The organism is Nocardia sp. NPDC058633 (assembly GCF_042717045.1).
Classification (GTDB): domain Bacteria; phylum Actinomycetota; class Actinomycetes; order Mycobacteriales; family Mycobacteriaceae; genus Nocardia.
Map to the genome: position 1 here is coordinate 417,047 of NZ_JBHXRA010000002.1, position 24,108 is coordinate 441,154.

The following is a 24,108-nucleotide window of genomic DNA, read 5'->3' on the forward strand; positions in this document are numbered from 1 at the left end:
CGGCTTCACGCCGTCAGCACCTGGTCCTCGGCCAGGGCGGGCGCCGTGGACGCGAGGCAATCCAGAAACATCGCCACCGCCGGATTCTGTTCGTCGGCCCGCCACACCACGTGCAGATCCAAGGTGGGAACCGGATCGACCAGTTTCACCGCCACCGGGTCGGTGTCCGAGGACCCCATGCCCGCCGATACCGCTCGCGGCAGCGAGGCGAACCCGACCACGGGGCGCACCGAGACGATGTGGGCGGTGGCGCCCGGGTCGTCGGCGAGATGGGTGACGTTCAACGAGATCCGGGTCTTCGCGGCCGAGCGCAAGATCGTGTCGTACATCGCCGGACACTGATCGCGAGCGAACAGCACACAGTCCTGGTCCGCCAGCTCGGCGAACGGCACGTGCGAACGATGGGCCCAACGGTGCTGGCGTCCGACGACCGCCACCAGCGGAATCCGGTGCAGCAGACGGCGGTACCGGAAATCGGCGGTGCTGGGGTGCCCGTAGACCATGGCCAGGTCCAGGGATCCGTCGGCCAGGGCCGCCAGCTGCGGCCCGGTGCGCTTCTCCCACAGCGACACCGAGATGCCGGGATGCCGGTCGGTCAGCTGAGTCAAGGCCTCGGGCAGCACGTGCTTGCTGGCAGGCAGGTTGTAGCCGATGTTCAGGCTGCCCGCGCGACCCGCGGCGGTCGCCTTGGCGGCCTCGGCGGCCCGGTCCAGCTGGGCGATGATCTGGCGGGCCTGCAGTTCGAACTCCCGGCCCGCCGGTGTCAGGCGCACCTCGTGCGACGTGCGGGCGACCAGCTGCACGTCCAGGGACTTCTCCAGCTTCTGCAACTGAGCGCTCAGGCTCGGCTGAGTCAGATGCAGGCGCTGCGCCGCACGTCCGAAATGCAGTTCTTCGGCGAGAGCGATGAACGAGACGAGATGACGGAATTCCATGACGGCGGCTCCTTCGTCGAACGCTCCCACGCTATCGGCGACGGATAACCCGCGATGAATCCCGAACGCCCGGCAACAGCCATCCGTATTGCCGGGCGGTGAAGATCAGGAATTCGGACCGTTGACGACGGCGTAGGCGAACCCGTCCCAGCCTTTCGCGCCGACGGTCTGGATGACGGTCGCGTCGACACTGGGTTCGGCGGCCAGCAATTCGATCAGATCGCGGCTGGCCCTGGCATTCGGATCCTCGGTCTGCTCATCGGCCACCGCGCCCCCGCGCACCACATTGTCGACGATGATCACCGAGCCCGGGCGGGTCAGCCGCAACGCCCACTGCACATAGTTGGAATTGTTGACCTTGTCGGCGTCGATGAAGACCAGGTCGAACGGCTCGGTCAGATCCTCGGCGACACCGGGCAGGGTATCCAGAGCCGCACCGACCAGGATCTCGACGCGATCCCCCACCCCGGCGCGGTCCAGGTTCTCCCGGGCGACCTTGGCGTGACGGGGCTCGAATTCGAGGGTGACGACGCGACCGCCCGCGCCGACCGCCCGCGCCAGCCACTCGGTGCTGTATCCGCCGAGGGTGCCGATCTCGAGTACCCGACGAGCGTTCGCGGTGCGCGCCAACAGGTTCAGCAGTTTGCCCTGGGGTGCGGACACATCGATGGCCGGCAGGCCCGCCTCGGCGTTGGCGGTGAGTGCGGGCACTCCCTCGTCACCGACGAGGGTGGAGACGATATAGCTGTCGACATCGGCCCAATCGTTGGTCGTCATAGTCGCAGTCTGCCACCGAGGGCGGTCCGGCACCGGCATCCGCGGCGAGCGGGGCCACTACTTCGCGGTTTCGACCTCGGTGACGCCCTGGATGATCTTCACCGCGCTCTGGGCCAGCATCTTCGTGTCGATCAATGCCTGCGACAGCTCCATCAGCATCTGCGACACCGTCACCGTGGCCAACGAGATGCTCAACAGCGCCCGGGCGATCAGCGCCGGGGTGGCCGTTCCCGCGGAGGCGATCAACAGCGCGGTCATCTCGGCGAGCATCCCGGCGAGATTGCTCAGGATCTCGACCACGATCTCGCGCACCGTCTCTACGATGCCCTTCATCGCCGTGTTGCACTCGGCCAGCACTTGCGCGACGGCTGCCTTCTCGGCGATCTTGCCCGTCAACTCCGTCGCCGCGGCCACATAGGCTTCGGCGGCCTCGCCTGCCCATTCACCGATTCCGCTGTCGAGCGCGGTGGCCCATTCCTGCGCGGTCGTGGTCAGGCTCTCGGCGATCGCCTTCCACGAATCCGAATACGCCTGGACCATGTCCGGGCTGCCGGTGATGGATTCCAGCGATTTGCGCATCGGTTCGACGTGTTCGAGCATCCAGCTCATCAGCTGCGCGCCGAGGAAGTTGAACGGGTCGAACTTCGCCAGCGTGGAGGTGCCCTTGATCGCCTTGGTGAATGTCGACGCCGCCGACGCCCAATCCCCCGCGGTGCCCGCCGCCGCGGAGATGGCGCCGACCTTGGCCATGATCGCCCCGTCGCCGGTCAACGCCTGATAGAGGCCGACGCCGTTCTCCCAGGTGTCGCCCTGGAGCGTGCCTTTCATGATGCCGGCGTCGGGTTCGTCCCCAGTCGTCGGACGGCCCACGTTGCTGAACAGGAAATTGCTTTCCTGGTAATAGGTGTCGCGGTAGTCGACGCCGTCCTGGAGCAGGTCGTTCTGCGGTGCTTCGCCGTCGTCGAAGGTGCTCACCGCGCCGGGCAGGATCGTGTTCTCGTTGAGGAACGTGCCCGCCGCGTTGGGTCCGTCGGCCATGGTCAGACGTTCCTTTCGATCTCGGCGGTCTTGCCCGACAGATCGCCTGCCCTGGTGGTGTCACACGATTCGAACGTGTCGGCGGCGGTGCGCAGTTTGCCCGGCATCTGCGCGGTCATGGTGTCGAGCTGAGCCAGTGTCTCGGTGATCTCGTCGTGCAGGGAATTGAGGGTGCTCACCGCGTAGGGCTTCACGAGCAGGCCGTAGCCGTCGTCGGCGTGGGCGAGATAGTTCGCCGCCTCGAGCGCCTTGGCGACCCCGCCCGACACCCCGTCCACCGAACAGGCCTGCGACCTGATCGCCTCCAGATTCACATTCACCAGACTGGTCACGCAGAATCCCTCCTCCGGCGAACCCGGTCGAGTCCGCACCCTCTCGAACTACTTGGACGCGCCCCGACCCCGATCGGTTCCCTCGACGGCGTGCCGCGCTGTCGCGGTGACTACTGCAGCCAGGATTTGCGCTGGTAGAACATGTCCTCCTCGGACGGCTCCTCGGGCGCGACAACCCGGTCGCGATCGGGTTTGCGGGTCGCGGGAGCGTCCGGCTCGGACCGCCACGACGGTGCGGGGGCAGCCGGCGCGGCGGGCGGGGTCGCGGGCGGTACGGGCGCCGACGAGCTCGGGTCGAGGTCGGGGAACCGGTCGCTGTACTGACCGACGATGGCCTCGCCTGCCTCGTCGGTGCCGACCGTGTCATGAACCAAACCGGTGACCTGGTCACGCAAACGCGCCTGGGCTCGATGTGTGCAGGCCATCAGCTCGGCCGCCACCGCGGTGGGATCCATGCCGCGCACCGCGGCGGCCAGGGTGATCGCGGTGGTCGACCCGTTGGCGTCCACGGTCACGCTGATCCGGCCGTCGGCCGAGGTGTCGGTGACGCTCACCGCGGTCATCTTGGTGTGCAGCTCCTGGTAGCGCTGCGCTTTCTGTTCCAGATCCTGCGCCCACCGCGAGAGCTCCGTGGCGGCGTTGTTCAGGTCGTCCATGTCGTGTTCCCCTCCCACCGGGTCCCCCGGCGCTCTACGGCGGAAGGCGCGCAGAAACCCGCCCCGCTCGGATCGCGACGAGCCTAGCTCACCTCCGAGCCGCCCGATCACGGCCACCTCGACCCGCCGCGGGCACCGAGGTTCAGAACAGGAAGTAGCGCTGAGCCATCGGGAGTTCGGTCGCCGGTTCTTCCGCCCAGACCTCGCCGTCGATGCGAACGGTGAAGGTATCGGGGTCCACTTCGATGTGGGGCATCGCGTCGTTGTGCGGCATGTCGGCCTTGGTCACACGACGAGCGTTCTTGACCGGCACCAGTTTTCGCCGCACGTTCAACCGGTTCGCGAGGCCGTCGTCGATCGCCTGTTCGGAGACGAAATGCAGCGAAGTGGCCGCGGCCGCGGGTGCCGCGGCGCCGAACATGGGGCGCGGCAGCACCGGCTGCGGGGTGGGGATGGAGGCGTTGGCATCACCCATCGCGGCCCAGGCGATCATGCCGCCCTTGAGGACCGCGTGCGGGCGGACACCGAAGAACGCGGGCTCCCACAGCACCAGGTCGGCGAGTTTGCCGACCTCGATCGAGCCGATCTCGTCGTCGAGACCGTGCGAAACCGCCGGGCAGATCGTGTATTTGGCGATATAGCGCTGCACGCGGGCGTTGTCGGCCGCGCCGTCGCCGGGCAGGGCGCCGCGGCGACGTTTCATCACGTGCGCGGTCTGCCAGGTGCGCATCACCACCTCACCGATGCGGCCCATCGCTTGGGAATCCGAGCCGATCATCGAGATGGCGCCCAGGTCGTGCAACAGGTCCTCGGCCGCGATGGTGGACGGGCGGATCCGCGATTCGGCGAAGGCCAGATCCTCGGGGATCGAGGGGCTCAGGTGGTGACACACCATCAGCATGTCGAGGTGCTCGTCGAGAGTGTTGACGGTGTGCGGTCTGGTGGGATTGGTGGAACTGGGCAGCACATTGAGATGTGAAGCGACAGTGATGATGTCGGGTGCGTGCCCGCCGCCCGCACCCTCGGTGTGGTAGGCGTGGATGCCGCGGCCCGCGATGGCGGCGAGGGTGTCCTCGACGAAACCGGCCTCGTTCAGCGTGTCCGAGTGCAGGGCCACCTGCACGCCCGCCGCGTCGGCGACGGTGAGGCAGGCATCGATCGCGGCCGGGGTGGAGCCCCAGTCCTCGTGCAGCTTGAAACCCGATGCGCCGCCGCGCAATTGCTCCCACATCGATTCCTGGCTGACCGTGTTGCCCTTGCCGAGCAGCACGATGTTCATCGGCCAGTGGTCGAGCGATTCCAGCATCCGCGCCAGATGCCACGAGCCCGGGGTGACGGTGGTGGCCTTGGACCCCTCGGCAGGGCCCGTGCCGCCACCGATGAGGGTGGTGATGCCACCACCGAGCGCTTCGTCCATCAGCTGCGGGCAGATGAAGTGGACGTGGCAGTCGATGGCGCCCGCCGTGAGAATGCGCCCGTTGCCCGCGATGATCTCCGTCGACGGGCCAACGACCAGGTCCGGGTGCACGCCCGACATCGTGTCGGGGTTACCGGCCTTGCCGAGGCCGCAGATGCGGCCGTCGCGGATACCGACGTCGGCCTTGATGATGCCCCAGTGGTCGACGACGACAACGCCGGTGATGACGGTGTCGGGGGCGCCGTCGGCACGGGTGGCCCGCGACTGCCCCATCGACTCGCGCAGTACCTTGCCGCCGCCGAACACCGCTTCCTCGCCGGCGAGTCCAGGTCCGCCACTGCGGTCTTCGGTGATCTCGATGAACAGGTCGGTGTCGGCCAGGCGAATACGATCGCCGGTGGTCGGACCGAACAGTTCGGCGTAGCGGGCGCGGCTCAGTTCGGTCATCGACTCTCTCCCGGACGTCGCGGCGAAAAATCTGCCGCACAATAGGTTTCGCTCAACTCAGCCATCCAGCTGCCCCGGCGGGTTCATGCCGATGCCGTAGACCTCACGGGTGCCGCCGAGCGGAACCAGTGACACCCGCTGCGGCAGACCGGGTTCGAAACGAACAGCGGTGCCCGCCGGAATATCGAGTCGGTGTCCGTGGGCGGCCTCACGGTCGAATTCCAGCGCGGCGTTGGACTGCGGGAAATGCACGTGACTGCCCACCTGAACGGGCCGGTCACCGGTGTTGACCACCTCGAGTTCGACGCGCACCGCCCCCGCGTTCAGTTCGATCGTGCCCTCGGCACAGAGGTACTCACCGGGAATCATGGGTCTCGCCTATCCGATCGGGTGGTGCACGGTGACGAGCTTGGTCCCATCGGGAAAGGTCGCCTCGACCTGCACGTCGTGAATCATCTCGGGCACGCCCTCCATCACATCCGCCCGGGTGAGTACCGACCGCCCCGACGACATCAACTCCGCCACGGTCCGCCCGTCCCGCGCCCCCTCGAGCACATGATCGGTGATCAGCGCGATCGACTCGGGATGGTTCAGCTTCAACCCTCGCGCCTGCCTGCGGCGCGCCAGCTCGGCCGCATAACTCAGCAGCAACCGTTCCTGCTCGTGCGGCGACAGGCGCATACGTTCTCTCCTCGGCGGGTCGTGGTCGGTGAGCGACATTCTGGCACGTCCCACGCCCGCACGGGGCCCGTCGAGGAGGCGACCGGGGACGACTCCGAGGGGGTTAACGAGATGTTAACGAAGATCACTGTCGCGGCGGCAACTCCCTCCTCGCGACCGGAATCGCCTGCGCACCCCGTCGTCACCTGCGAATATTGCTGGAACTCACCGACAATCGACCCGTACTGTCGTCCCATGGACGTTTGGACCGGCCTGCTCAACGTGGTCGACGTGGAAGCCACCTGTTGGGCGGGCGATCCGCCGGCCGGGCAGACCAGTGAGATCATCGAGATCGGGATCACCGTCGTCGATCTCGCGACCCGAACCAGGGTGAGCAAGCACGGGATCCTCGTGCGTCCGGCCAGGTCCACGGTGAGTGAGTTCTGCACCGAGCTCACCACCCTGACCCCCGAGCAGGTCGATCGGGGTGTCGACTTCGCGCAGGCGTGCCGTCTGCTCGCGAGCGAGTTCGCGGCGCGCGAGCGGCCGTGGGCGAGTTGGGGTGACTACGACCGCAAGCAGTTCGGCACCCAATGCGCGGCGACCGGAGTGGAGTACCCGTTCGGTCCGCGGCACACCAACGCCAAGCAGGTGTTCGCCGAGTCCTACGCGCTGCGGCGCCGTCCCGGGATGGACCACGCACTCGAGATCGCCGGCATCCCCCTCGAAGGCACCCACCACCGCGGTGACGACGACGCGTGGAACATCGGCGCACTGGTCGTCGATGTGCTCGGGCGCGGCGGATGGCGAATCACCACCGGTCCATCACTTCCGACACAGGCGTAGCCCAGCGAATGGACAGCGTGGACTACTCGGTGCCGGGGTCCCCCGGATCTCCGGACGACTACCGATGGGTACTCCATACCCCTGATCCGAGACAGCGGCGGCGGCGGATACCCGCGCTGACCCTGGTTCCGGCCTCGCTGTCGTTCATGGCCCTCGGATGCCTCGCCGACTGGCCGTTGTCGGTGCAGATCGGACTGGTGATGTTGCCGATCTCGTTCATCTGGTGTGTCGATGTTCTCTGCGACGAGTCCGAACACCGACCACAGGTCGCCGTGACCGCGGCGTCGGCGTGGCCCGCGCTGCGCTGTCGACCGACCCGATTCGTCTCCACACTCGTCACACTCGCCGTCGTGGCTCCGACGGCGATTCCGTACGGGTGGATCAACAATGCTCCCGAGGCCTTGTGCGCCGGCATATTCGCGGCGGCGATCCTCGCGGTCTGCGCACTGCTCATCCCCGTCATACGCAGTGGCCGACTGGTTTTCGAGGACGATTGCCTCCGGGTCACGTCCTTGCTGTACGAACGACGATGTCGATGGGACGACATTCACTCCATCTCCGTCGTGGAGAAAACCGCGGGCTACGACCAGGTTCGTCTACAGTCCACGCCCGGAGCAGTGCAGACGACCTGGAGATACAGTCGCCGCAACGATTCTCGGCCCGATGCATCGCAATGGGACATTATGCCGCCCTACTGGGGCACAACGATCAATTCCCTGGCATCGACAGTGACATACCTGTGGCAGAACCCGGCCTTGCGCAGCTCTGCCGACTGCCCTACGTATTCCGCCATGCTGCGAACCCCGGATCGGCACGACCACCACTGCTGAGGAGCGGGTCTCAGCGATGCGCCGTCGGTCGGGTTCCGGGAGGACGGGACAAGTCGTGGATTGTCAGGCAGCGAGGTTCTGCAGGCGGACCTGACCGCGGGCGACGGTACGGCCGTCCGCGTCGGTGATGACGACGACCCAGAGTTGCTGGCTTCGGCCGCGGTGGATCGGGGTGGCCTCGCCGGTGAGCACGCCCGCACGCACGGCGCGCAGGAAGTCGGTGTTGTTGTTGACGCCCACGACCGATCCACGTTCGCCGAACCAGACGCCGGCGCCGACGCTGGCGAGGGTTTCGATGATGGTGCAGTAGACGCCACCGTTCTGGATGCCCGCGGGCTGGTGCAGTTCGGGGCGCACTTCCCATTCGCCGCGGACCCGGTCGGGAGTGACCTCGGTGTAGCGCAGGCCGATGAGGTCGGTGAAGGTTCCTTCACTGGCTTTGGTCATCAGTTCGGGGGTGACATCGGCCAGGGACAGGGGCGTTTCGCTCATACGGTCCGGTTTACACCATCCGAAACGGGCCGCTGTACCCGGTAAGACGTAGCGGCGGACTCCGTCTCGAAAACGGAGCCCGCCGCGGCAGGATGGCGGAGTCGACCGCAGCCCTCGGGACCACCGGCCCATCCGTACGCCGAGTTCAGAGTAGGTCAGGCTTACCTAAGTCGTCAAGTGCAGGCACCGGAGTGCCCGAAAGTCGCGTATTCAGCACTCGCGGCACGTGACGCGCCGGTAAGCCGGCTTCGGGCTTGCTCAACCCGATCGCAATACTCCATGATCGCTGTACCTCTATGTATCCGAGGCTTGTGTCGATGGTGATAGCTCATGTTCTGGGCGTTCGACGACCAGGGGTGGGCGCGGCGAGAGAGGCAAGATTTCGTGAGCAGTAGTCGTTTTTCCCGGTGGGCCGTGCAGGCGGCGATGTGCGCGACGATGGTCGGGGCCGCGGTCGCGGCACCCGCGCAGGCCGAACCGCTGTGGCCGGGCGGGCCCGATGTGCCCGGTGTGCCCGCCATCATTCCCGCCCCGCCGCCGGAGCCCGTGGTGGCACCGTGCAGCGAGCAAGCGCGGGCGTGCCTGCAATTGTCGACCAACAACGCGTGGTTGATGGATGGCGGCAAGGTCACCTTCGGGCCGAGCCCGATGTCGCACGGCCGCCCCGGCTACGAAACGCCCCCCGGAGTCTTCAAGGTGGCGTTCAAGAAGCCGTTCCACTGGAGCACCTTGCACAACGCGCCCATGGAATACGCGATCTTCTTCAACGGTGACATCGCCTATCACATCGGACCCACCGAGGAGCAGTCCCACGGTTGTATCCGATTGACCCCGGAAGGCGCGAAGGCGCACTACGAGTGGCTGGAGCCGGGCGACATCGTCGAAGTTGTTCCCTGAGTTCCGAGTCGAGAAAGGGGAGGCCGCTCGTCGACCTCCCCTTTTCGCGTCACCGAGGCCGCCAGGGCGTTGGTTCGGGACGTGTACCGGGGTCAGGCGGGAACGGTGCCACGGTCGGCGACACCGTCGTTCGCCGAGACATCTACTGCCTGTTCGGTTTCCGGCACGGTCGTGGCACCGGCCGGAATCCGGCGCAACAGCACCATTGCCAACACCGCTGCCACGGCCGAGAGCACGGCGGCGGCCCACGATGCGGCGTTGAGGCCGTTGGTGAACGCTTCGCGGCCCGCGGCGACGAGGGACTCGGCGGCCTCGGCGGGCAGTGCCTCGGCCGAACTCAGTGCGCCGGGCAGGGTTTCCGCGGACGCGCCCGCTTCGCCCGACATGTCGGCCCGGTAGACCGCCGCGCCCATGCTGCCGAGCAGAGCGACGCCCAATGCCACTCCCAGGTCGCTGGCGGTGCTGTCCACCGCCGAGGCCGCGCCCGCCTTCTCCGGGGGTGCCGCGCCGATGACCAGGCCGGGAATCAAGGCCATGGCCGGAGCGATGCCCGGGTACAGGATGTAGAAGCCGACGATGAGCAGCGGCAACCCCGCCGCACTCTCGACCTGGGTGAGTGCCAGGTAGCCGACGGTCGACAGCGCCAGGCCCGCGGCGATCACAGAGGCGGGGCGGACGCGACGGGCGATGGCCGGGGTCACGGTCGAGACGATGACCAGGGCGATCGCGGCGGGCAGGATCCACAGTCCGGCCTGCAGCGGCGACTGGGCCGCGACCAACTGCAGGTACTGGGTGAACAGCAGATACACCCCGCCCAGCGCGATAGCGGCGAGCATGTACACCGCGAGCGAGCCGCTGAAGATCCGATTGCTGAACAGGCGCACATCGAGCAGCGGGTCGGACAGTCGCAGCTGCCTGCGCACGAAGACCACCGCGAACACCACACCGGCCAGCAGGGTGAGCGCCGATTCGGCGGCGAGTCCGGACTCGGCCAGCTTCTTCACGCCGTAGACGAACGGCAGCAGCGAGGCCAGCGACAGGGCGACGCTGATCGGGTCGAGGCGACCGGCCTGGGGCGCACGGTATTCCGGAATCAGCGCGGGCACGGCGAGGACAACGACCAGCATCACCGGCACGCCGATCAGCATGGACGCACCCCACCACAGCGCGTCGAGCAGCAGACCGCCCAGCAGCGGACCGAGCGCCACACCCGCCGACACCGAGGCCGCCCACAGACCGATGGCGGTGGCGCGCTGCCGGTCGTCGCGGAACATCGTGGTGATCAGCGACAGGGTGGCGGGCATGACGGCGGCCGCGCCGAGACCCATCAGCGCACGCGCCGCGATCAACAGCTCCGGACCGGGCGCGAAAGCCGCGAGAACGGAGGAGACGCCGAACAGCGCGGCACCGGCCAGCAGTAGCCGCCGGCGACCGAGCCGGTCACCGAGGGTGCCCATGGTGACCAGGAAGCCCGCCATCACGAACCCGTAGATGTCGTTGATCCACAACAGTTGGCCGCTGGTCGGCGACAGGTCGGCCGCGATATAGGGGGTGGCCAGGAACAGCACGGTCATGCTGAGGAACAGCAACACCGTCGGCAGGAGCAGTACCGTCAGTCCCAGCCATTGGCGGGTACCTGCCCGCTCGGGGATATCGGTGAACTCGGACATCAGAAGGTTCCCTTCGAGGACGATTCGAACTTCGACCCACAGTGCCGAGCCGCACTTCGGGAACCCTTCGGGTCGACTCCAGGCGACCTCGAGCTGCCGTCGCCGCGGCATCGGCGCTCAGGGGTCGGCACGGCCCGCCGACGGCGGCCACCGCGCTCACCCGAGCTCCCCGCCGGGCCGTTTAGGGTGGGTGACATGCGTTTCGGAGTGCTCGGTCCGTTGGCGGTCTGGACCGACGACGGCCAGGCTGTGCGAGTTCCAGAGCTCAAGGTGCGAGTTCTGCTCGGCGCGCTGTTGGTGGAGCCGGGTCGCATCGTGCCCGCCGACCGACTGGTCGAGGATCTGTGGGGCACGGCGTTGCCTGCCAACCCGGCGGGTTCCCTGCAGACCCGGGCCTCGCAATTACGGCGGGTTCTCGGCGATGCCGAAGCGGGCGGGCGCGCATTGCTGGTGTCGCGCTCCCCCGGCTACCTCCTCGATGTCACCGCGGATGCGGTGGACTCCCAGGTGTTCCAGCAGTTGCTGCATCGGGCGCGCGCCGACGACGATATCGCTGGTCGGGCAACGCTTCTCGCGCAAGCTCTCGGGCTGTGGCGCGGTGCGGTTCTGGCCGACCTCACCGACCACGACTTCACCCGGATCCCGATCCTTCGCCTCGAGGAACAGCGGCTCACGGCCACCGAAGAACTCGCCCAAGCCCGCATCGCTCTCGGCGAGCACGATCAGGTCGCCGACGAACTCGCCGAGCTCACCGAACTGCATCCGCTGCGTGAACGGTTGCGCGCCGCGCACATGCTGGCGCTGTACCGATCGGGACGACACGGAGAGGCTCTCGAATCGTATCGGCGCCTGCGCGAGCATCTGGCCGAGGAACTCGGGCTCGACCCGAGTCCCGAGCTCGCCGCCATGCATCGTGCTGTGCTGGAACAGGATCCGACGCTCGGTGCGCCCGTGCGGCGCGCGCCGACGACACCGGTGACGCCGCGGCGTAACGTGCCCACACCCGCCACCACACTGATCGGGCGCGCCGCCGACCTCGCCGGGATCGACGCGCTGATCCACGCCGAACGGCTGGTGACGTTGACCGGGCCCGGCGGCGTCGGCAAGACCCGCCTCGCCTTGGCCACCGCCGCCGCGCACCCCGCGCGCGACGGCGTCCTGTTCGTCGAGCTCGCCGGTCTGTGCCTCGGCACCGACCCGGCCGCCGCGCTGACGACACTCACCGAGGTCGTGGCAGCGGCTTTCGATGTCCGCGACGACTCGGCGGGGTCGAGCCCGTTTCCGGTGCCCGACAACGGCACACAGCTCGACCGTCTCGCCGACGCGGTGCGCGCCAAACAGGTGTTGCTCGTACTGGACAACGGTGAGCACGTCGTCGAGGCGGCCGCCGCGATCGTGTCGCGCCTGCTGGCCGCGGCGCCCGAGCTGCGTGTGCTGGTCACCAGCCAGGTGCCGCTGAACATCGCGGGCGAATTCGTCTGGACCGTGGCGCCGTTGGCCGTCGCCTCGGCGCACCCTTCTGCCGGTGCGCACACATCGCCTGCCGCACAACTCTTCGTCGAACGCGCCCGATCGAACACACCCGGCTTCGCTGTCACCGACGACAACGCCTCGGCGGTCGCCGCCATCGTCGCTCATCTCGACGGCCTTCCGCTGGCTCTCGAGCTGGCCGCCACCCGGGTACGCGCGCTGGGCGTGCACACACTCGCCGAGCGCATCGAGGACCGTTTCACCCTGCTGTCGTCGGGGTATCGGGATGCGCCGGACCGGCAGCGCACTCTCCGCGCGGTGATCGATTGGAGCTGGGAACTGCTCGACGATGCCGAACGCGCTGTGCTGCGCCGCCCGTGCGCGCACGCCGACGGCGGCACGCTGGAATCGGCCGAGGCGGTGTGCGCGGGCGGTGACATCGCGGGCACCGATGTCGCCCGGTTACTGGCCGGCCTGGTCGACCGGTCCCTCGTGATCGCGCCCGGCTCCGATCCTCGACCGCGCTACCGGCTGCTGAAATCGGTGGCCGCCTACGGCATCGACCGGCTGCGCGAGAGCGGCGAGGAATCCGATACTCGGCTGCGCCATCTCCACTACTACGTGGCCCTCGCCGAGCGCGCCGACCAGCATGTGCGCACCGCCGACCAGCGGCGCTGGTTGACCCGGCTCGACACCGAGTCGGCCGACCTTCGCCGAGCGCTCGAAACCGCCTGTGCCACAGAGAGATCTGCGCAAGCGCTGCGGCTGGTCAACGCGCTCACCTGGTACTGGGTGATGCGCGGGCGGCTGGCCGAGGGCATCCGGTCTCTCGGCATCGCGCTGGCGGTGCCGGGCGAGACCGATCCCGCCGCCCGCCGGGTCGCCCTGCTGTGGCGCCGAGCCCTCGAACTCGGGGCAGGCCGCACTCACGACACCCGGCCGACCGAACCAGCGGCACCGGCCGAGGTGTTGGAGGCTGTCGCGGCACAGCACTCACCGGCGGAGCTGCGCGCCCGGTGGTATCTCGCGCACGTCCACAGCGGATTCGCCGCCCAGCAGGGGATGGACAGCGCGACCGACCTGCGCGGCGCGTTCGCCGACATCGGCGACGACTGGGGTGTCGCGGCGGCTTCGGTGTCGTTGGCGCGCGACGCCTTCGGCCGCGGCGACCTGGCCGGATTGCGCGAACACGCGGGGCGCAGCATGGACCTGTTCGCGAAGGTAGGTGACCGCTGGGGTCACGGCATCGCGGGATTCCTGCTCGGCAGCTATGCCGAGGTGACCGGCGACCTCGACGGGGCTCGCGAGTACCACCGGACCGCGTTGGCGACCGCCGAGGAACTCGGTTTGTGGACCGAAGTCGGTGAGCGGCTCACCTCGCTCGGCCGAATCGCCTTGCTGTGCGGTGAGCTCGACCGCAGCGCCGAGCTGCACGAGCGGGCGCGCCAGGTGGCAGTCGACCAGGGACACCTGGTGGGAGAGGAATCCGCGGTACTCGGACTCGGCCTGGTCGCGCGACGCCGCGGCGACCTGGCCGCGGCCCGCGAGTACCTGGGCACCTGGCTGGACTGGCACCTGCGGGCCGGGTCGCATTTCGGCGCCGCCCTGATCCAGGCCGAACTGGGGTTCACCGCCGAACTCGCCGGTGACGCCGACGAAGCCGAACAGCGGCACCTGCGCGGCCTCGACTCCGCCCTGGCCACCGGAGACCCCCGGGCCCACGCGCTCGCGCTCGAAGGCCTGGCCGGGGCCCGCTCGCTCGCGGGCCACTACGCGCACGCCGCCCGTCTGCTCGGCGCCGCCGACACACTCCGCCGGTCCACCGGCGCCCCGCTGCCCGAGGCCGAACGCGGGGATGTCGACCGCATCCAGGCGCGCATCGTCGCAGCTCTCGGCGCCGACCGACTCGGCAGCGAGGTCGCGGCAGGCCGCGTCACCGATCCCCACACGCTGTCCACCGGGCAGGCACCGAGCCGACCCTGACTCCGGCGGAGCACGCGACCCGCCCCAGAGTTCGAAGACTTGCCCGTCGGCCGCGAACGCGCGCCTCGAAGCGGACCAGGAGCTCGCTCGCGGCCGACCTCGAGTCGACCTCGAGCTCGTCCGAAGGCCGTCGGTGCACGGTGAAGCCATGACGCACACCGTGACCGACAGCCCCGATCCCTCGGTGACCGACCATGTCCGCCGCTACCTCGCCACCGACGGGCGTGACGGCTTTCTCGAAGGCGGCACCACCAACCTCGTTCTCACCACCGTCGGCCGCCGTACCGGACTGCGCAGGCGCACCGGTTTGTTCTTCGGCCGCGACGATGACCGCCTCGTCCTGGTGGCTTCCGGGTCGGTGCCCGGCCGTGCCGAGTTCCCGCAGTGGTTCCGGAATCTGCTCGCCACCCCCGAGGCAGAGGTCCAGGTCGGAGCCGATCGTTTCCGGGTGCGGGCTCGGGTCGCCGAAGATGCGCAGTACCAACGGCTCTGGCAACTGATGCTCGCGCAGGCACCCGTCTACCGGCACTACGCACGACTGGCCACCCAGCCGATTCCGGTCGTCGTGCTCGAACCCGTCCAGGAGCAGCAGTGAGTACCCGCAACCGTGCCCACGTGCACACTTTCGCCGATATCGCGTCCGACTTCGACGCGATCGTCGGCGCTGTCAATTACGCGACCATGACCACCGTCGACGCCGAGGGTAGACCACGGTCGCGCGTGTTGATTCCGGTCTGGGAGACCGACGCCGACCACCCGGTCGGCTGGCTCGGGACCTACCGCACCCCGGTGAAGGCCGCTCACATCGCGGGAAATCCGCACGTGACGTTCTCCTATTGGAGTCCGGCGCAGAACACCGTCGCCGTCGACACGGTCGCCGCATGGACCGATGATCCCGGCGAGCGAGCACACGTGTGGGAGCTGTACCGCAATGGCAGTCCGCCCGGCGCCGGCTACGACCCCCGGCAGTTCTGGCAGGGATCGGACGACCCCGCCTTCCAGGTTCTTCGCCTCGACCCGTGGCGCATCCAGGTGCTGCGTCGCCAGGACCTGGTGAGCGGAATTCCGGCGCGCATCTGGCGCAGTCCCGCCCAAGGGAGCAACGCCGCACAGCAATAGTGAAACACAGTCTTGCCACACCTCGGCGACGGCGCTACGTTACCGACATCACATCGAAGTAGTCCCAGCCACCGTAGTTCAGCACGATTCGGGGGTCGGCCGGAGCGCGGTCGGCCCTCGCTTCGCCCGAGAAGTCAGCAGGCTCGCAACACCATGAACAACGAATTGCTCCGCGCGATCATGTCGGCCGTCTGTGCCGTGGCAGTGGCCTCGACGCCCGTGTTCGTCCACGGCGCGCAAGCATCGGCGGCGCCCGGCGCGCGCCTGGTGAGCCAGACGCAATCGGACCAGGTCGCCGACATCAGCGTCTACTCCCCCGCCATGGATCGCACGATCGCACTGCGGGTGCTGCGCCCGGTCGACACCTCGATCCCGGCGCCGACGCTGTATCTGCTCAACGGCGCGGGCGGCGGCGAGGATTCGGCCAACTGGCCCGGCCAGACCGACGCCGGTGGGTTCTTCGCCGATAAGCACGTCAACGTCGTGATCCCGATGGAGGGGGCGTTCAGCTATTACACCGACTGGCAGCGACCGGATGCCGGTCTGGCGAAGAACCTCGAGAACAACGGCAACAACATGTGGACGACGTTCCTCACCGAGGAGCTGCCGCCCGTGATCGACGCGACGTTCGCGACCAGCGGCAGGAACTCGCTGGCCGGAATCTCGATGGCGGGGACGTCGGTTCTCGATCTCGCGATCCAGGCGCCTGATCTGTACCGCAGCGTTTCCGCCTACAGCGGCTGTGCGATGACCAGCGATCCGATCGGCCGCGCCTTCGTCTCCCTCGTCGTCCGGCTGGGCGGCGGGAACACCGAGAACATGTGGGGTCCGGCGAACGACGCCGCCTGGCGCGAGCATGATCCCTACGTGCAAGCCCATCGTCTGCCGAAGATCCCGATGTACATCTCCGCAGGCACCGGGCTGCCGGGTCCCCACGACACCCTGTCGAATCCCCGGGTGCACATCAACGGAAAGAACCCGACGTCGATTCTGACGAATCAAATGCTCGTCGGTGGCGGAATCGAAGCCGCGACAGCCTATTGCACCGCCACTTTGGCCCAGCGGACCCGCGAACTCGGCCGCACCGACATCACCTACAACATCCGCCCGACCGGTACCCACTCCTGGGGCTACTGGGAGGACGACCTCCACACGTCCTGGCCGATGATGGCGACCGCCCTGGGCATATGAGCGCCGAGCTCCGGGGCGACCAGCAGTGCCACCGGTGACCGCACCTCACGCTGCCGGGTCCGGTCGGCAAGGACGATCTCGACACGTGATCACCACGCCCCCTTGCCGATTCACTCTCGGCAAGGGCTCACTCGAGGCCCCGGGGATCAACCGCCGGGGTCGAAATCCGCTAGCGCTGCAGGCAACTGCTGCGGCGGACCGCGAGGCCGCGTTCCTCGAACGCTCCGAGCAGCAGCTGGCCACGTCGCGCACCCGCGGAGACATCGACGCGAGCCAGATCGGGGACATACGTCGCCGCACCGACGACGGATTCACCGACGAGGGTCCAGAAGCGGCGCGCGGACAGGCCGGAGCACCGAGTGAGCGCCGACTGCAACGGGATCAGCGACGAGGCGCAGCGTTGGGCGAGCCAGACCGCCATGGCGGCTTCACAGGGGAAGGCGACCGCGCCGGGTTCGGGATCACAGTCGACGACGCGAATCGTGGTGTCGGTCAGCCCCGCCCAGTCGATGCCGCCGTCGTTGTCGTGGTGGATCCACAGGTTGTCGCGGCCGGGATCCCATGCCTGCGCGTCCATGACGAACAGTGCGGTGACCCGGCCCGCGACAGCGTGAATGAGCGCTGTGGCAACCACTTCGGCGGCGATCTCGTCGTTGATCATCTCCGCGGCGTGGCGTCGGTACATCAGCTCGACGCGGCCCTCCGAGAGCCCGTTGGGCACATGCCACCATCGCCGTTTGCCCTGTCCGCTCATCGCCGCGACGGCGTACACGCGCGGATGCTCGGGTTGCAGCGCTTGCAGCCTGGCACAGGCGCGGTCGAACGCGGCGGTGGTGCGGGACATGGCGGTGGTGACGGGCTCGGACATCGAACCTCCTCGAACGTTGGTTCCCGTGACGATGATGTCTCGGAACATAGGTTAGGCTTACCAGACTAAACAAGTCGTGTCCGGTTTCGAGGCAGGAGAAGTTCGTCGCCGTGATCCACCCTGGCACCGTCAGACGTCGTCGTCTGACCGGGCTTCTTCTGCTCGTCGTCCTGCTCACCGTGGCGGTGGTGGCCAGCATCGCCATCGGCACCCGCTCGCTCGCACCCACCACGGTGTTCGACGCCGTCGCGCACGCCCTCGGCTGTGACGGCGGCCCGTTCCGATGCCCGGCCCGCTCCACCGCCGAGGAAATCGTGCGTGAGCTGCGTCTGCCGCGCACCGCATTGGCCCTGTTCGCCGGGATGGCATTGGGCGTCGCGGGCGCGCTCATCCAGGGGTATACCCGCAATCCGCTCGCTGATGCCGGATTGTTGGGACTCAATGCCGGAGCCGGGTTCCTGGCGGCGTTGAGCATCTTCCTCTTCGGTTTCACCGCGCCCGCGCAATACATCTGGTTCGCCTTCGCCGGGTCGGCGATCGCGGGGGTGATCGTGTTCGGGGTGTCCTCGATCGGCGGGGGCAAAGCCAGCCCGTTGAGCCTGGTGCTGGCCGGTGCGGCGGTCACCGCGTTTCTGCAGGCGATGACGAACGCGGTGATCGTGCTCGACAACGCGGCCCTCGACACCTACCGGTTCTGGGTGGTCGGCACCGTGAACGGGCGAGAAGCCGGCGTGTTCTGGCAGGTGCTGCCGTTCCTGGTGATCGGGACAGCGATGGCCGTCGCGGCGGCGCCCGGGCTCAATCTGCTGAGCCTCGGTGACGATGTCGCGCGCGGGCTCGGCGTCGACGTCGGCCGCGCGCGAGCGTTCGGCCTGGTCGCGGTGGTGCTGCTCAGCGGTGCCGCCACCGCGGCGGTCGGGCCGATCGCGTTTCTCGGGCTGGTGGTACCCCACATCGCGCGCACGATCACCGGGCCGGACCATCGGTGGCTGATTCCCTACTCCGCGCTGCTGGGCGGATTGTTGCTGCTGGTGGCCGATGTCGCCGGTCGGATCGTCGCGCGGCCGGGTGAACTGCAGGTCGGGGTGATGCTGGCCGCGGTCGGCGCGCCGTTCTTCATCGCGTTGGTGCGTCGTAAGAAGTTGGTGTCGCTGTGAGCAAGATCGAGTCGAACACGGGCGAGGCCCGACAGGCAGGCGCTGTTCGCATGAGCACCGATCGGAGCAACACGGATTCGACCGGCACCGGTGCGGCGTCGACAGACCTGCTCGCGGCGGACGCGCGACACGCGGGCGTCGGACTGCGCAAGGTGCGCCCCTCGCTACGAATCGGGCCGCTCTCGCTCGTGCTGCGTCCGGTGATGCTCGGTGTGGTGCTGGCGCTGGCCGTCGCGGTGTTCCTGTTGTTCTGCCTCGATATCGCCGTCGGCGACACCCACATCCCGCTCGGGCGCGTCCTCGATGTGCTCGGCGGCGGCGGCACCCGATCGCAACGCTTCATCATTCTCGAATCGCGGTTGCCGCGAGCCCTCACAGCCGTCGTGGTCGGCGCCGCTCTCGGCCTCTCCGGTGCGCTGATGCAGTCGATCCTGCACAATCCGCTCGCCGGGCCGGACGTCCTCGGCATCACCACCGGCGCCAGCGTCGGCGCGGTCGCGGTGCTGGTGGGCAGCGGTGGCGCGACCACCGGGTTGATCGCGACCGTCGGCGCTCCGCTCGCCGCGCTGACCGGCGGGCTGCTCACCGCCGTCGTCATCTACCTCCTGGCGTGGGGCCGCGGCCGCGGTGGCGAACGCGGTGTCACCGGATTCCGTCTCGTCCTCATCGGCATCGGTGTGAACGCTGTGCTCATGTCGGTGATCAGCTGGCTGCTCACCCGGGCCAGCCTCACCGACGCCGCGCGCGCCCAGGTCTGGCTCAACGGTTCACTCAACGCGGCCGACATGTCCCGGGTGGTGCCCGCCGTGATCGCGTTGGCCGTCGTGAGCGTGGTGTCGCTGGTGTCCGCCCGCACCCTCGCGGCGCTGCGCCTCGGCGAGGAATCGACCAGGGTGCTCGGGGTGCGGATCCAGTCACAGCAGGCGCTGCTCATCGCAGCGTCGGTGGTGGCGGCGTCGGTGGCGACCGCTGCCGTCGGACCGGTCGGGTTCGTCGCGCTGGCCGCACCGCAGATCGCGCGGATGGCACTGCGCAGCCCCGGCGAACCCCTGATCGCCTCGACACTGGCCGGCGCGGCCCTGGTCGCCGGCGCCGACATCATCTCGCGCACGCTGCTGCCCGTTGACCTGCCGGTCGGTATCGTCACAGCGGCGCTCGGTGGACCGTTCCTGCTCTACCTGCTCGTCCGCATGAATCGGAAGGCCACGCTCTCATGACCAGCCCCGTCCACCGCCTCGCCGCCGACGCCGTCTCCCTCGGCTACGGCGAGCGGGTGATCGTCGACGAGCTCAGCCTCGACATCGCGCCCGGCGTGGTCACCACCGTCATCGGGCCCAACGGTTGCGGCAAGTCGACGCTGCTCAAATCGCTGGGCCGGTTGCTTCGCCCGCGCGAGGGGCAGGTGGTGCTCGACGGCAAGGCCATCTCGTCGATGAAGACCAAGGACGTGGCCAGGGTGATCGGCATGCTGCCGCAGACTCCGGTCGCGCCCGAAGGCCTCACCGTCGCCGACCTCGTCGCGCGCGGACGTCATCCGCATCAGTCCTGGTTGCGGCAGTGGTCGGCCGACGACGAGACCGAGGTCGCGGCGGCGCTGGCCCAGACCGGCATCGCCGACCTCGCCGATCGCACCCTCGACGAACTCTCCGGCGGTCAACGACAGCGCGCCTGGATCTCCATGGCGCTGGCCCAGGGCACCGACATCCTGCTCCTCGACGAGCCGACCACCTACCTCGATCTGGCGCACTCCCTGGAAGTGCTCGACCTCGTCGACCGACTGCACGCCGAGTTCGGGCGCACGGTGGTGATGGTGCTGCACGATCTGAACCTGGCGATCCGCTACAGCGACGAGCTCGTGGTCATGCGCGCGGGCACGATCGTCGCGCAGGGCAAGCCGGCCGACATCGTCACCGCGGACCTGCTCGCCGCAGTGTTCGGGTTGGAGGCCACGGTGCTCACCGATCCGGTCTCGGGACGGCCGATGATCGTCCCGATCGGGACCCGACACGTGCACGGCGCGGTCGGGTATGACGAATAACACACAGCAAATATCCCGTTACGACAAACTGTAGTACGCATGTTTGTCGTTGAGGCCGTAAAATCGGTGGGATGGCAGGTCTCGGCGAACTCGAAAAAGCGGTCATGGACCAGTTGTGGTCGGCCGATGAGCCACTGACGGTGCGGCAGGTCCACGAAGCGCTGGCCGCGCGGCGCGAGCTCGCGTACACCACGGTGATGACGGTGCTCCAACGACTGGCGAAGAAAGATCTGGTCGTGCAGCGACGCGACGATCGCGCGCATCGATACGCTCCGGTGCACAGCCGCGACGAACTGGTCGCGAGCCTGATGGTCGACGCTCTGCAACAGGCCGACGCCGCAGGTAGTCGGGCCGCGGCGCTGGTGCACTTCGTCGAGCAGGTCGGCAAGGACGAGGCGGATGCGCTGCGCGAGGCGCTCGCCAAGCTCGAATCCGACGAAAACAGCGGCTAGACTCCCTGGCGGCTCTCACAATGGAGTGAGCGCCCCTGGCCCCACAACGCAGTGAGCAGAGTCGATGAACGCAACCGCGGCAGTCTTTGCTGGACTCGCCCTGCTTCTCGCAGGGCCGGTACCAGCGCTGCTCAGTCGCGCTACCTGGGTGCACCGCAGCCCGCGCGCGGCACTGGTGTTGTGGCAGGCGATCGCGCTGGCCGCCGTACTCAGCGCCTTCGGATCGGGCCTGGCCATCGCCAGCCTGCTGCTCGTCCCCGGCCCCGACGGTAGGCCGACCACCTCGCCCACCCGGGAGATCGACGCGCTCGGCCTGCCCCTGTGGACGGTATACGTGCTGGTCTTCGCGCTGACGTTGATGGTCGGCGCCCGGTTGATGTTCTCGATCGTGCGCGTGGGTGTGCACACCCGACGCCGCCGTTCCCGCCATCGCATGTTGGTCGACCTGCTCGACCAGAGCGGCCCGGTGCGCCGCGCCGCCGACATCCGCGTGCTGGCCGCCACCGAGCCCATCGCCTACTGCCTGCCCGGCCTCCGCCAGCGCGTCGTGATCAGCGAAGGCACGCTCACCAGCCTCGACGACGCCGAGGTCACCGCCATCGTGAGCCACGAACGCTCGCATCTTCGCGCCCGTCACGATCTGGTGCTCGAGGCGTTCACCGCCGTCCACGAGGCCTTCCCCCGGGTGGTCCGCAGCAAGGCCGCGCTCGGCCAGGTGAAACTGCTGATCGAACTGCTCGCCGACGACTCCGCCGTGAAGGTCACCGGCCCGAAGCCGCTCGCCCGCGCGCTGATCGCCTGCGCCAAGTCCACCGCACCGCAGGGCGCGCTCGCCGCGGGTGGTCCGAGCACGCTGATCCGCATCCAGCGGCTCGCGAGCACCACCGGAGACGTGAGAGTCGCCACGGCCGCCTACCTCGGATCGGCCGCGATCCTGGTCGTGCCGACCCTGGCCGTCGCGGTGCCGTGGCTGCAGGAACTTCGCCGGCTCTTCCACGGCTGACCTGGCGATCCTCCGCCCTCGCTCGCGCGCGATCCCGGTGCGCCGACCGCGATGTCGCCGCCGACCTCGCGGCGGAACCGTCCTCGCCACAACCGCTGACCTGACCAGCCTGTTTACCCACCGCAGCCCGAAACCGCCTATCCTGGGAGACCGGTCCTTCCTGCTGGGCCGCACCCCGCTCACGCCGAGGCGCGTATTCGGGTAATCGGCGCCGATCATCGTTCGGTGCGATTCGCAGCCCAACGAAAGGCCACCTTGACCAACTCTGCCGTGCCCAACGAACCGACCTTCGCCGAACTCGGCCTGCCCGTCGAACTGGTGCAGACCCTGCGCAACGCGGGCATCGACAAGCCCTTCCCGATCCAGGCCGCCACGATCGGCGACGCGCTCGCCGGGCGTGACGTGCTCGGCCGCGGACCGACCGGCTCGGGCAAGACCCTGGCCTTCGGCCTGCCGATGCTGACCCGCCTGGCCAAGGGCTCGCAGTCCAAGCCGGGCCGCCCGCGCGGCCTCGTGCTGGTGCCGACCCGGGAACTGGCGACTCAGATCGAGAAGGCACTCGAAGAGGCCGCCCGCTCGCTGGGCCTGCGCGTGGCCTCCGTCGTCGGCGGTGCGCCGATCAAGCGCCAGGCCGATCGCCTCGCGCGCGGTGTCGACCTGCTCATCGCGACTCCCGGCCGCCTGGACGACCTGATCAAGCAGCGCAACGCCGATCTGTCGGACGTGTCGATCACCGCGCTCGACGAGGCCGACCACATGGCCGACATGGGCTTCCTGCCCCAGGTCACCCGTTTGCTCGACCGCACTCCCAAGCAGGGCCAGCGCCTGCTGTTCTCGGCCACCCTCGACGGTGACGTGGACAAGCTGGTCAAGCGCTACATGCACAACCCGGTGACCCACTCGACCGCGCCCGCCGAGGCCTCGGTGAGCACCATGACCCACCACCTGCTCTACGTGCGCGACAAGAACATCAAGCGCACCGTGGCCACCGAGATCGCCGCGCGCGAGGGCCTGACCATCATGTTCGTGCGCACCAAGCACGGCGCCGACCGCCTGGCCAAGCAGCTGCGCGGCTCCGGTGTCGACGCGGGTTCGCTGCACGGCGGCAAGGCCCAGAACAACCGTGTGCGCACCCTGGCGGCCTTCGCCGACGGGTCGGTGCCGGTGCTGGTCACCACCGATGTCGCCGCGCGCGGCATCCACATCGACGGTGTCTCGCTGGTCGTGCACTTCGACCCGCCCGCCGAGCACAAGGCCTACCTGCACCGCGCGGGCCGCACCGCGCGCGCCGGTGAGGACGGTGTCGTGGTCACCCTCGTCACCGACGAGGAGCGCAAGGACGTCACCGCGATGACCCGCAAGGCGGGCGTGCGCACCGACGGTGTCGACGTGCGCCCCGGCGACCGGAACCTGGCGGAGATCACCGGTGCCCGTAAGCCGAGCGGTATCGCGCTGGCCACGCCGGTCGCACCCGCGCAGCCGACCAGGTCGGCGACCGGTGGCGGTCGTACCCGTCGTCCGCGCGCCGGTGGCGCTCCCGTCACCGAGGCAGGACGTGGTGGCGGCGCGCCGCGCCGTGAGCGTGCGGCGCACGAGCCGCGAACTCGCTCCGGTGGACACGCCCGTACGGGCGACACGCCGACGAATTCTCGTCGTCGCGCCGCGCGTCCGGCGGCTCCCGCGGTGAGCCGCAACCGCACGGCAAACTGAGTTGTCGCGTGGGCCGCCCCCATAAGGTTGGGGCCCCCGGGGTTTTACGGGGGTGGCACCGGGGGGTAAAAAACCCCCCCCCCCCCCGGGGGGGGGGGGGGGGGGCCAAACACAGGACAG

General features: G+C 68.7%; 23 protein-coding genes. 12 read left to right on the forward strand and 11 right to left on the reverse strand.

Annotation, left to right across the window (positions count from 1 at the left end; translation table 11 throughout):
• Nucleotides 1-5: 5 nt before the first annotated feature.
• The 8 genes from ACFWUR_RS04030 to ACFWUR_RS04065 form a co-directional block, all read right to left on the reverse strand.
• Nucleotides 6-935 (reverse strand): LysR family transcriptional regulator, encoded by a 930-nt coding sequence (locus ACFWUR_RS04030; protein WP_378901471.1) that lies wholly within the window; start codon nt 933-935, stop codon nt 6-8.
• Nucleotides 936-1,040: 105 nt separating this feature from the next.
• The gene (locus tag ACFWUR_RS04035) at nt 1,041-1,712 is read right to left on the reverse strand and encodes an O-methyltransferase (RefSeq protein ID WP_378901474.1); all 672 of its coding nucleotides are present in this window, start codon (nt 1,710-1,712) and stop codon (nt 1,041-1,043) included.
• Nucleotides 1,713-1,769: 57 nt separating this feature from the next.
• Entirely contained in the window at nt 1,770-2,750 is a 981-nt protein-coding gene (locus ACFWUR_RS04040) for a hypothetical protein (protein ID WP_378901477.1), read from the reverse strand.
• 2 nt (nt 2,751-2,752) lie between these two features.
• Complete coding sequence (locus tag ACFWUR_RS04045; RefSeq protein ID WP_378901480.1) at nt 2,753-3,082, reverse strand: type VII secretion target; 330 nt, start codon at nt 3,080-3,082, stop codon at nt 2,753-2,755.
• Nucleotides 3,083-3,192: 110 nt separating this feature from the next.
• Complete coding sequence (locus ACFWUR_RS04050) at nt 3,193-3,738, reverse strand: YbaB/EbfC family nucleoid-associated protein (protein ID WP_378901483.1); 546 nt, start codon at nt 3,736-3,738, stop codon at nt 3,193-3,195.
• 142 nt (nt 3,739-3,880) lie between these two features.
• On the reverse strand, nt 3,881-5,602 hold the full coding sequence (locus ACFWUR_RS04055; RefSeq protein WP_378901486.1) for an urease subunit alpha: 1,722 nt from the start codon (nt 5,600-5,602) through the stop codon (nt 3,881-3,883).
• 57 nt (nt 5,603-5,659) lie between these two features.
• Nucleotides 5,660-5,971, reverse strand: a complete 312-nt coding sequence (locus tag ACFWUR_RS04060) for an urease subunit beta (protein WP_378901489.1) — start codon at nt 5,969-5,971, stop codon at nt 5,660-5,662.
• A gap of 9 nt (nt 5,972-5,980) precedes the next feature.
• Nucleotides 5,981-6,283, reverse strand: coding sequence for an urease subunit gamma (locus ACFWUR_RS04065; RefSeq protein WP_378901492.1), 303 nt, complete (start codon nt 6,281-6,283; stop codon nt 5,981-5,983).
• Between the two features lie 234 nt (nt 6,284-6,517).
• On the opposite strand from ACFWUR_RS04065, the gene ACFWUR_RS04070 reads away from it, so the two are divergent.
• Nucleotides 6,518-7,108: an exonuclease domain-containing protein gene (locus ACFWUR_RS04070; RefSeq protein WP_378901495.1), complete on the forward strand. Its 591-nt coding sequence runs from the start codon at nt 6,518-6,520 to the stop codon at nt 7,106-7,108.
• An 893-nt stretch (nt 7,109-8,001) separates the two neighbouring features.
• Here ACFWUR_RS04070 and ACFWUR_RS04075 read toward each other — a convergent pair.
• A complete protein-coding gene (locus ACFWUR_RS04075; RefSeq protein ID WP_378901592.1) occupies nt 8,002-8,385 on the reverse strand; it encodes a PaaI family thioesterase in 384 nt (127 codons plus the stop codon).
• Between the two features lie 429 nt (nt 8,386-8,814).
• Between ACFWUR_RS04075 and ACFWUR_RS04080 the strand changes: the two genes are divergently transcribed.
• Nucleotides 8,815-9,327 (forward strand): L,D-transpeptidase, encoded by a 513-nt coding sequence (locus ACFWUR_RS04080; RefSeq protein WP_378901498.1) that lies wholly within the window; start codon nt 8,815-8,817, stop codon nt 9,325-9,327.
• Nucleotides 9,328-9,419: 92 nt separating this feature from the next.
• Here the strand turns inward: ACFWUR_RS04080 and ACFWUR_RS04085 are convergent, their stop codons facing one another.
• On the reverse strand, nt 9,420-10,997 hold the full coding sequence (locus tag ACFWUR_RS04085) for an MFS transporter (RefSeq protein WP_378901501.1): 1,578 nt from the start codon (nt 10,995-10,997) through the stop codon (nt 9,420-9,422).
• 195 nt (nt 10,998-11,192) lie between these two features.
• On the opposite strand from ACFWUR_RS04085, the gene ACFWUR_RS04090 reads away from it, so the two are divergent.
• The 4 genes from ACFWUR_RS04090 (at nt 11,193) to ACFWUR_RS04105 (ending at nt 16,760) form a co-directional block, all read left to right on the forward strand.
• Nucleotides 11,193-14,450: a BTAD domain-containing putative transcriptional regulator gene (locus tag ACFWUR_RS04090; RefSeq protein WP_378901504.1), complete on the forward strand. Its 3,258-nt coding sequence runs from the start codon at nt 11,193-11,195 to the stop codon at nt 14,448-14,450.
• 148 nt (nt 14,451-14,598) lie between these two features.
• Nucleotides 14,599-15,045, forward strand: a complete 447-nt coding sequence (locus tag ACFWUR_RS04095) for a nitroreductase/quinone reductase family protein (protein ID WP_378901507.1) — start codon at nt 14,599-14,601, stop codon at nt 15,043-15,045.
• Entirely contained in the window at nt 15,042-15,569 is a 528-nt protein-coding gene (locus ACFWUR_RS04100; protein ID WP_378901510.1) for a pyridoxamine 5'-phosphate oxidase family protein, read from the forward strand. Before ACFWUR_RS04095 ends, ACFWUR_RS04100 begins: the two co-directional genes overlap by 4 nt.
• Before the next feature lie 153 nt (nt 15,570-15,722).
• Nucleotides 15,723-16,760, forward strand: coding sequence for an alpha/beta hydrolase (locus ACFWUR_RS04105; RefSeq protein ID WP_378901513.1), 1,038 nt, complete (start codon nt 15,723-15,725; stop codon nt 16,758-16,760).
• Between the two features lie 169 nt (nt 16,761-16,929).
• Here the strand turns inward: ACFWUR_RS04105 and ACFWUR_RS04110 are convergent, their stop codons facing one another.
• A complete protein-coding gene (locus ACFWUR_RS04110) occupies nt 16,930-17,628 on the reverse strand; it encodes a hypothetical protein (protein WP_378901516.1) in 699 nt (232 codons plus the stop codon).
• Nucleotides 17,629-17,738: 110 nt separating this feature from the next.
• On the opposite strand from ACFWUR_RS04110, the gene ACFWUR_RS04115 reads away from it, so the two are divergent.
• From ACFWUR_RS04115 to ACFWUR_RS04140, 6 genes are all read left to right on the forward strand, one after another.
• Nucleotides 17,739-18,785, forward strand: a complete 1,047-nt coding sequence (locus tag ACFWUR_RS04115) for a FecCD family ABC transporter permease (RefSeq protein WP_378901519.1) — start codon at nt 17,739-17,741, stop codon at nt 18,783-18,785.
• Nucleotides 18,786-18,835: 50 nt separating this feature from the next.
• Nucleotides 18,836-20,002: a FecCD family ABC transporter permease gene (locus ACFWUR_RS04120; RefSeq protein ID WP_378901522.1), complete on the forward strand. Its 1,167-nt coding sequence runs from the start codon at nt 18,836-18,838 to the stop codon at nt 20,000-20,002.
• The gene (locus ACFWUR_RS04125; RefSeq protein WP_378901525.1) at nt 19,999-20,823 is read left to right on the forward strand and encodes an ABC transporter ATP-binding protein; all 825 of its coding nucleotides are present in this window, start codon (nt 19,999-20,001) and stop codon (nt 20,821-20,823) included. The genes ACFWUR_RS04120 and ACFWUR_RS04125 overlap by 4 nt, the downstream gene beginning before the upstream one ends.
• A 62-nt stretch (nt 20,824-20,885) precedes the next feature.
• Nucleotides 20,886-21,275, forward strand: a complete 390-nt coding sequence (locus ACFWUR_RS04130) for a BlaI/MecI/CopY family transcriptional regulator (RefSeq protein WP_279537543.1) — start codon at nt 20,886-20,888, stop codon at nt 21,273-21,275.
• Between the two features lie 64 nt (nt 21,276-21,339).
• Complete coding sequence (locus ACFWUR_RS04135; RefSeq protein WP_378901528.1) at nt 21,340-22,278, forward strand: M56 family metallopeptidase; 939 nt, start codon at nt 21,340-21,342, stop codon at nt 22,276-22,278.
• A 255-nt stretch (nt 22,279-22,533) separates the two neighbouring features.
• Nucleotides 22,534-23,988 (forward strand): DEAD/DEAH box helicase, encoded by a 1,455-nt coding sequence (locus tag ACFWUR_RS04140; protein ID WP_378901531.1) that lies wholly within the window; start codon nt 22,534-22,536, stop codon nt 23,986-23,988.
• Nucleotides 23,989-24,108: the final 120 nt, after the last annotated feature.